General features: G+C 37.9%; 6 protein-coding genes. 1 reads left to right on the top strand and 5 read right to left on the bottom strand.

Going from position 1 to position 7,432, the window contains the following annotated elements; genetic code table 11:
* Window positions 1–219 (top strand): helix-turn-helix domain-containing protein (locus AC1WHX_RS09030; RefSeq protein WP_481229189.1); only part of this gene is annotated, 219 nt, incomplete at its 5' end.
* A gap of 64 nt (window positions 220–283) precedes the next feature.
* On the opposite strand, the gene AC1WHX_RS09025 is transcribed toward AC1WHX_RS09030, so the two are convergent.
* The 5 genes from AC1WHX_RS09025 to AC1WHX_RS09005 all read right to left on the bottom strand — a co-directional run bounded on the left by AC1WHX_RS09025 (window position 284) and on the right by AC1WHX_RS09005 (window position 7,285).
* Window positions 284–2,032, bottom strand: coding sequence for a phospho-sugar mutase (locus AC1WHX_RS09025; protein ID WP_122338044.1), 1,749 nt, complete (start codon window positions 2,030–2,032; stop codon window positions 284–286).
* 120 nt (window positions 2,033–2,152) lie between these two features.
* Window positions 2,153–3,790, bottom strand: coding sequence for a C69 family dipeptidase (locus AC1WHX_RS09020; protein WP_009317104.1), 1,638 nt, complete (start codon window positions 3,788–3,790; stop codon window positions 2,153–2,155).
* Between the two features lie 18 nt (window positions 3,791–3,808).
* On the bottom strand, window positions 3,809–5,482 hold the full coding sequence (locus AC1WHX_RS09015; RefSeq protein WP_147412137.1) for a M23 family metallopeptidase: 1,674 nt from the start codon (window positions 5,480–5,482) through the stop codon (window positions 3,809–3,811).
* Between the two features lie 54 nt (window positions 5,483–5,536).
* Entirely contained in the window at window positions 5,537–6,748 is a 1,212-nt protein-coding gene (locus tag AC1WHX_RS09010) for an L-serine ammonia-lyase (RefSeq protein WP_122303508.1), read from the bottom strand.
* Window positions 6,749–6,769: 21 nt separating this feature from the next.
* Window positions 6,770–7,285, bottom strand: a complete 516-nt coding sequence (locus tag AC1WHX_RS09005; RefSeq protein ID WP_009317108.1) for a GNAT family N-acetyltransferase — start codon at window positions 7,283–7,285, stop codon at window positions 6,770–6,772.
* Window positions 7,286–7,432: the final 147 nt, after the last annotated feature.

Raw genomic sequence — 7,432 nt, 5'->3', positions numbered from 1 at the left:
CCTAAATACCTTTCTTGTGTAATTAAAGAGATAAGCGGAAAATCTGCTGGAGAGTGGATCGATGAACAAGTTATTTTGGCCGCTAAAGCATTACTTAAATCAAGTAACATGACAATTCAGGAAATTTCAGTAGAACTAAATTTTGCCAATCAATCTTTTTTCGGGAAATATTTTAAACAACATACTGGTATTTCTCCCAAAGCTTATCGAAAGATATAATAAAAAGGATTATAGAAAATTTTGGTTTTTCTATAATCCTCCTTACTATCATTTTTTACCTATATCAAATTCCAAGAGAAACTTTTACGGCTTCTATTTTCTGATTTGCCAATTCATTGACTTTATCATAATCTTCACGAGATTTCAGTTCACCTTTTACTTCTATATAGAATTTTATTTTAGGCTCTGTTCCTGAAGGACGTATAGAAACTTTAGTCCCATCTTCTGTAAAATACTGTAACACATTCGATGTAGTCGGCATATCTAAAGTATACTTTTCATTCTCCACCAAATCATTAGCAACTAAAGTAGAAAAGTCTTTTGTAAGAATAACTTTCGAACCGGCAATCTCCGTCATCGGATTATTCCTGAAATTCTTCATCATCGCTTCGATTTCTTCAGCCCCCGATTTTCCCTTACGAACTACAGAAATACCTTTTTCTTTAGAGAAACCGTAAGTCAAATAAATATCTTGTAACATTTCATATACAGTCTTGCCATTATCTTTTGCCCAAGCTGCAACCTCCGCCATCAAAGAAATTGCAGATACAGCATCTTTATCCCGAGCAAAATCCTCAGCCAAAAAGCCGTAGCTTTCCTCTCCTCCACCGATATATTTCTTCTTTCCTTCCAACTCACGGATTACAGATGCAATCCATTTAAACCCGGTATAACAATCATAGCAAGTGATATTATTACGATCAGCAATTGTTTTTATCAACTCAGTCGTCACGATAGTTTTCACAATATATTCGTTTCCTGTAAGTCTGTCTAACTCTTTATATTTGGTCATCAAATAATTAAGTAAAATCATAACAATCTGATTTCCATTTACAAGAACAAATTCCCCTTTATCATTCTTTACTGCTATACCAATACGATCGGCATCAGGATCTGAAGCCATAACGATATCGGCATCCACTTCGATACCTTTACGTATAGCCATATCCAAAGCTGCCGGCTCTTCGGGATTTGGAGAAACTACTGTCGGAAAATCCCCGCTGACAACATCTTGTTCCGGAACGTGAATGATATTCGTAAATCCAAAATTTTTCAATGATGCCGGGACTAATTTTACACCTGTACCGTGTATAGGCGTATAAACAATTTTCATATCTTTATGCCGTTCGATAGCATCAGGACTCAACGACAAAGTTTTAATTTTATCAAGGAAAAGCTTATCTACCTCTTCTCCGATTATTTCGATCAAAGCGGGATTTCCTTTAAACTTGATATCGGCAATAGAACGTATCTTATTTACTTCAGCAATCGTATTCTTATCGTGCGGCGAGATCATTTGAGCGCCATCATTCCAGTATGCCTTGTATCCGTTGTATTCTTTGGGATTGTGAGATGCTGTCAGGATAATACCGCTTTGGCATCCTAATGCTCTTATGGCAAAAGACATCTCGGGAGTAGGTCTTAATGATTCAAAAAGGTATACCTTGATTCCGTTGGCAGAAAAAATATCTGCAGAAATCTCTGCAAACAAACGACTATTATTACGACAATCATGTCCGATTACGACTTTTATTTCAGATAAATCGGCAAATTCTTTTTTTAAATAATTGGATAATCCCTGTGTCGCAGCACCTACCGTATATATATTCATCCGATTTGTTCCAGCTCCCATTATCCCACGCAGTCCACCAGTACCGAATTCCAAATCTTTATAAAACGACTCTATCAGCTCTGTCTTATCATCATTGTCAAGCATCCTTCTCACTTCGGCTTTAGTGGCTTCATCATAACCGTCTCCCAGCCAAGTCTGTGCTTTTGCAGTTACTTCTTTCAATAAGGTCTCATTTTCCATACAATTCTCTTTTTTAGAAAAATTTCACAACATCTATAATACACAAATATACAAAAAAGTTTTTATCGATACAGAGATATAAGGCAAAATAGTTTTAAAGCCAGTTTAAATTTTTATCTTTCAAAAAGCGACTTTCAACCGGTCTCCAGCATCTTTAGCGACTGCCCGATAATACTCTTCAGAATATCCCGGAAAATCAGGATCAGCAGGCAAACCGTACCCATTCTCTAAAAAATGCCCGCCTTTTTCTTTTTTCCTATTTCCATCTAAATATTTAACCAATAAAAACTCTCCTAACTTTTTCCACTGAACAGTCGTTTGTTGGGCCTGAGCTACACTATAAGCATTCAAAAAGCGAATTGCCGCTACAGGATCGTTACGATACAAATCATTAGCAACCTTTTCTATTACAGGCTGCTGTACATTAAATGTCGTTTCTATATCTTTCTGAACGGGACGTATATCCTCTATCATCTGATCATAACGAGAATAAGCCATATTGGCAACCCAATTATGAATCCAAAAAGCAGAAGTCCAAGATAAGTCATACATGCTCCCGTTCAATTCACTATAACACTCCGGAACTTCATTTAAACAAGCATATAAGGGCACATAGACACAAGTATTCGTATCATCTACCCCAAACCATAGAACTCCTCCGATTGCATTCGGCAACCACGACCGCATCTGAGCGACCAGTGTAAAAGCAGTCTGTTGTGTTGCCACAGCTCGCTCATTAGTATATTCTACACTATCCACTTTAAAGGTCATAGGCCGAAATCTATAAGGGCATTTAAACGGTCCTGCACCTACATCTTGGGTCATGTCAAAAGGTGTACCTTCAAAATGATCACGCATGGCATCTTTCATATCCTGTACCGATAACTTCTTATCCGGTTTTATATAAAGCGGCAAATACTCTTTAGATTTACCATTCAAATATGATAAATATTTACCCATAGAACTATTAAACCGATTATAAAAACTCCATACTCTTGCTTCACATCCTCTCAATGCTCCAAAATCTGCAGGAGCATAAGCGTCGGCAAAACTGAAATCTTTATTCAGTCCATTGAAATAACCTTGTTCCCGAGCAAATGATATGACATCAGGAGAATATAGACAATTTTCTTTATCATCTAACGGGAACTTATGAATGCGAGACTGATTGGCATGTGCGGCAATGCAATCATCGGGAATGCGTACGGCAACCCATACAGCACCCTGATTTTGAGGTCCTTTTCCAATCATCTCCATAATCCACACTTCTTCAGGATCAGCAATAGAAAAAGATTCTCCTGAACTATAATAGCCATATTCGCTAACCAGATCGGTCATGACCGTAATCGCTTCTCTCGCTGTCTTAGCTCGCTGCAAAGCAATATACATCAAACTGCCATAATCAATTATACCCGTAGTATCTACAAGTTCAGGACGCCCTCCCCATGTAGATTCGGTTATAGACAATTGATGTTCATTCATATTACCGACCACTTTATATGTATATTCGACTTGAGGAATATGTCCTAATAATTTATTCGTATCCCACTCTCTGATTTCCATAGTGCTGTTTTTAGGATGTCTTGCTGCCGGAATAAATTTTAAAGCTCCATACAATGTATGGGAATCGGCCGCGTATGTTATAAATGTAGAGCCATCTATTGTGGCATTCCTACCAGCCAAAAAACTTGTACATGCTCGTGCTCCGGGAACAAGCATTCCCCAACAAAATGTGCATAATAAGATAAATTTTTTCATAAAATATGTGTTAGGTATTTACCAATAAAATGAATTCTCATAAACCGCCCGGTTTCCGCAACGATCTGTAACCGTAAGTCTAAAATGGTGCTTTTTATTCCTTTTTACACGTACCGGATCGAGCTTGCAGCTCAATATTGCAGTCTTGCCATCCATCTCAAGAAGTGCAAATTTGCCATCAATTTCACCTCTGTAAGACTCGACTCCAGTATGCTTATCTCCTATTCTGATACGAATCTTTCCTGTATTTCCCCATTGGGCAGGAGACATAGGAGTAATGACTGGATTTACGGTATCTGATTTAACAACAAATGTTCCTAATTCTCTTATTTTAACTTCTAAATACCCATTCATATATGTACCGGTATAAGGAATCTCTTTATTCCCGAATACTCGAGCTAAATAGTATTGTTTTTTATTATCAAGAGTATCTGAGGGTATTTTAATTTTTAAATTACAATATAAATGTAAAGGCACGCATTCTTGCCCCACAACATAAGAATTATCGCTATTCTGGAAACATTTTAATTGAACATTTTCGTAAAGAGCCCCTTTGGGAATAAATAATGAAACCCCATGTTTATCGATGAAATTATTCTGATTATATACACAAGCATTATTGGTGGGATTATCCATCAGAATATTTTTCTTTTTTCCGTTTATTGAAAATGTACATATTGTCAAATTACCATGTCGGTCTCTCAGTTCATAACGGATTTTATAAACACGTTCCTCATCGATCGTAATCACACCTTGATCAACAACATCCTTATAAACAGGCAGATAATTCCCCACAGACACATAAGAACGCATTATAAAAGACCGACGTTTTACCCAATCCTCATAATCGATAAATGAGTTTACAGCTCGGCTTTTATCAAAAGGGAAACGTTCAATAGCTGAAGAATAAACTATTTTATCATCCACAAATAGTCGAATAGAATAAACTCCGTAAATATTGGAAGTCTCGTTCATATAATCATAGGCTTTCACTCCAAGAACGATTTTTCCCCATGCCGTTACCGGAGATGAAAGAGTCACAATTCCGTTCTTCTGACGAATAACGGAAAAATCCTTGCGAACATATCCGTTATTTACAATTCCTGCAATTGGATAAACAGCGATTGAACGAATTTGAGGCGGACGAGTATCTTTCAAATATGTTTTGAGAAAAGGCATAGGATCTAACAAATATTCCGATTCTGTTTCTCTTATTTCAAAATGCAAATGCGGACCTCCCGAACTACCGGTATTTCCACTATATGCGATTACTTGTCCCTTTCTGACTTTAATTTCATCTTTTTTCAGAAAGAAATTGACAGAAAAACTTTCTTGGGCATATTGCCGCATCTTTACTATATCATCTATAAATGGAGCAAAACGATCTAAATGTCCGTACACAGTGGTTACACCTATTCGGGGATGATCGATATATACTGCAAGACCATATCCGTATGGAGAAACACTTATCCGGGAAACAAAACCGTCTTCGACAGCATACACCGGTGTTCCAGACTGAGCTTTTATATCTAAACCCGAATGGAAATGATTATTCCTCAATTCTCCGAAGTTTCCGCTTAAATACAGAGTTCGGTGCAAAGGCGGATCGATTTTGAAATCAGTAGATACAGGCTTATAATTCGGGGAAATCCCCATGCATATATTCAATAAAATCAATAACAAACTCAACATATCCCAGCAATTAAAACCTAACAAATGTACAAAAAATAATGGTGCATCAACTTTTTAATCGGTCTGAGTATAATCTTTGGCCAAACCTCCTTCTCCGGTCTCCTTATATAGCGAAGGGAGGTCATGTCCCGTCTGTTTCATTACTTCTACGACTTTATCAAATGAGACCCTATGTATTCCATCGGAAAAAGATGCATACAAATGAGAATCTAAAGCTCTCGCCGCAGCATAAGCGTTCCTCTCAATACAAGGAATTTGTACCAATCCGCAAACCGGATCACAGGTCATCCCCAAATGATGTTCCAACCCCATCTCTGCCGCATATTCTATTTGAGCCGGACTTCCTCCTAATAACTGAGTAGCAGCACCCGAAGCCATCGCACAAGCAACCCCGACTTCTCCCTGACACCCGACTTCGGCACCAGAAATAGAGGCATTTGTCTTTACGATATTTCCGATCAGTCCGGCAGTAGCTAAAGCCCGGAAAATACGCATATCGCTAAAACCTCGGTTTTTCTGCAAATGATATAATACAGCCGGCAAAACCCCACATGCTCCGCAAGTCGGTGCTGTCACGATCGTATGTCCCGAAGCGTTTTCTTCACTAACAGCCAAAGCATAAGCAAAAAGTAATCCTCGATCTTTCAAAGCCTCTTTATATCCTCCAGCTTGAATAAAATAATCGGCGGCTTTCCGTCGGAGATTTAACGGACCGGGCAAAACACCTTCCGTGTCTAATCCTCTCTGTATACACTCTTTCATATTTTTCCATACTTCAGATAAATACTCCCATATATCCACACCTTCTCTCTCCTCAACATATTCCCAATAACTTCTTCCCGAATGCTCACACCATCTTAAAATATCACTTAAATGAGACATGTCATAAACATCAGAAATTTCTCCGATAGGCGGCCGATTTTCTTCTGATAATGCACCTCCGCCGATACTATATACAGTCCAAGTGTCCAAAACTTCGTTTTCCGAATTTATAGCACAAAAAGTCATGGCATTCGGATGAAAAGGAAGAAATATTTTCGGCAGCCATTCAATCTGTACAGGAGCATGAGGTTCTAAAACTTCTAAAATCGCCCTGTCGGTCAAATGGCCTTTACCTGTTGCAGCAAGACTTCCGAATAGGGAAACTTTGAAAGATGCACTTCGGGGGTTACGTTCTAAAAAAATTTTCGCAGCCCTTTGAGGCCCCATAGTATGGCTACTCGAAGGCCCTGCTCCAATCCGGAATATCTCTTTAATCGAATTCATGGTTTTCATATAAACAATAACTCAATACGGTTTCAACAATTCATAATAATGCATATCTATAATCTTACCGTTTTTAATTCCCATACGATGCATAACAGCAAGCTGCTTAAAACCATTTCGCCTCAATACCCGCATCGACTTTTCATTAAAGTCAAAGGTTAACGCATATAAACGAATCAAGTCTGTTTCGGTAAATATATAACTTATCAATTCAGATAAAGCATCTGATACAATACCCAACCCTTGAAAAGGTTCTCCAATCCAATATCCGACCTCTGCATTAAGTCGTTCGATATCATTTTGCCGAACAAATCCGATCCCCCCTACTGCCCGACCGGAAACCTCAATTGCAAATTGAGAATAAGGCTCGACCGAAGCCATCTTGATAAAAGCATCTGCATCGTCCGAGGTGTATGGGTGAGGAAATGAATCACGAAGATTATTCCATATACTGATATTATTAGCATAATATGCCAAAGAATTACAGTCTGACTCCCGCCACGGCCGCAAAATGTAATTCTCTTTTTTCACTATCATATTTTCAAATCATTAGAATTATTTGTCTATTCCGGCTATGATTATTAAAGCCATTTTACACTCAATTAATATCTGGTACAAATTATAAATTACCTCAACAAAGATATAGTAATTAAACTATAAATAGTTACCTGACCTATCATAAAT

This window comes from Coprobacter sp. (assembly GCF_982436375.1).
Note: the sequence above shows the minus strand (reverse complement) of the source record. Positions and strands in the feature narration are given on the sequence as shown.

Excerpts from the sequence above, each read along its gene's own strand:
- AC1WHX_RS09010 (WP_122303508.1), bottom strand. The coding sequence starts at position 6,748 with ATGAATTCGATTAAAGAGATATTCCGGATTGGAGCAGGGCCTTCGAGT.
- AC1WHX_RS09025 (WP_122338044.1), bottom strand. The coding sequence starts at position 2,032 with ATGGAAAATGAGACCTTATTGAAAGAAGTAACTGCAAAAGCACAGACT.
- AC1WHX_RS09015 (WP_147412137.1), bottom strand. The coding sequence starts at position 5,482 with ATGTTGAGTTTGTTATTGATTTTATTGAATATATGCATGGGGATTTCC.
- AC1WHX_RS09005 (WP_009317108.1), bottom strand. The coding sequence starts at position 7,285 with ATGATAGTGAAAAAAGAGAATTACATTTTGCGGCCGTGGCGGGAGTCA.
- AC1WHX_RS09020 (WP_009317104.1), bottom strand. The coding sequence starts at position 3,790 with ATGAAAAAATTTATCTTATTATGCACATTTTGTTGGGGAATGCTTGTT.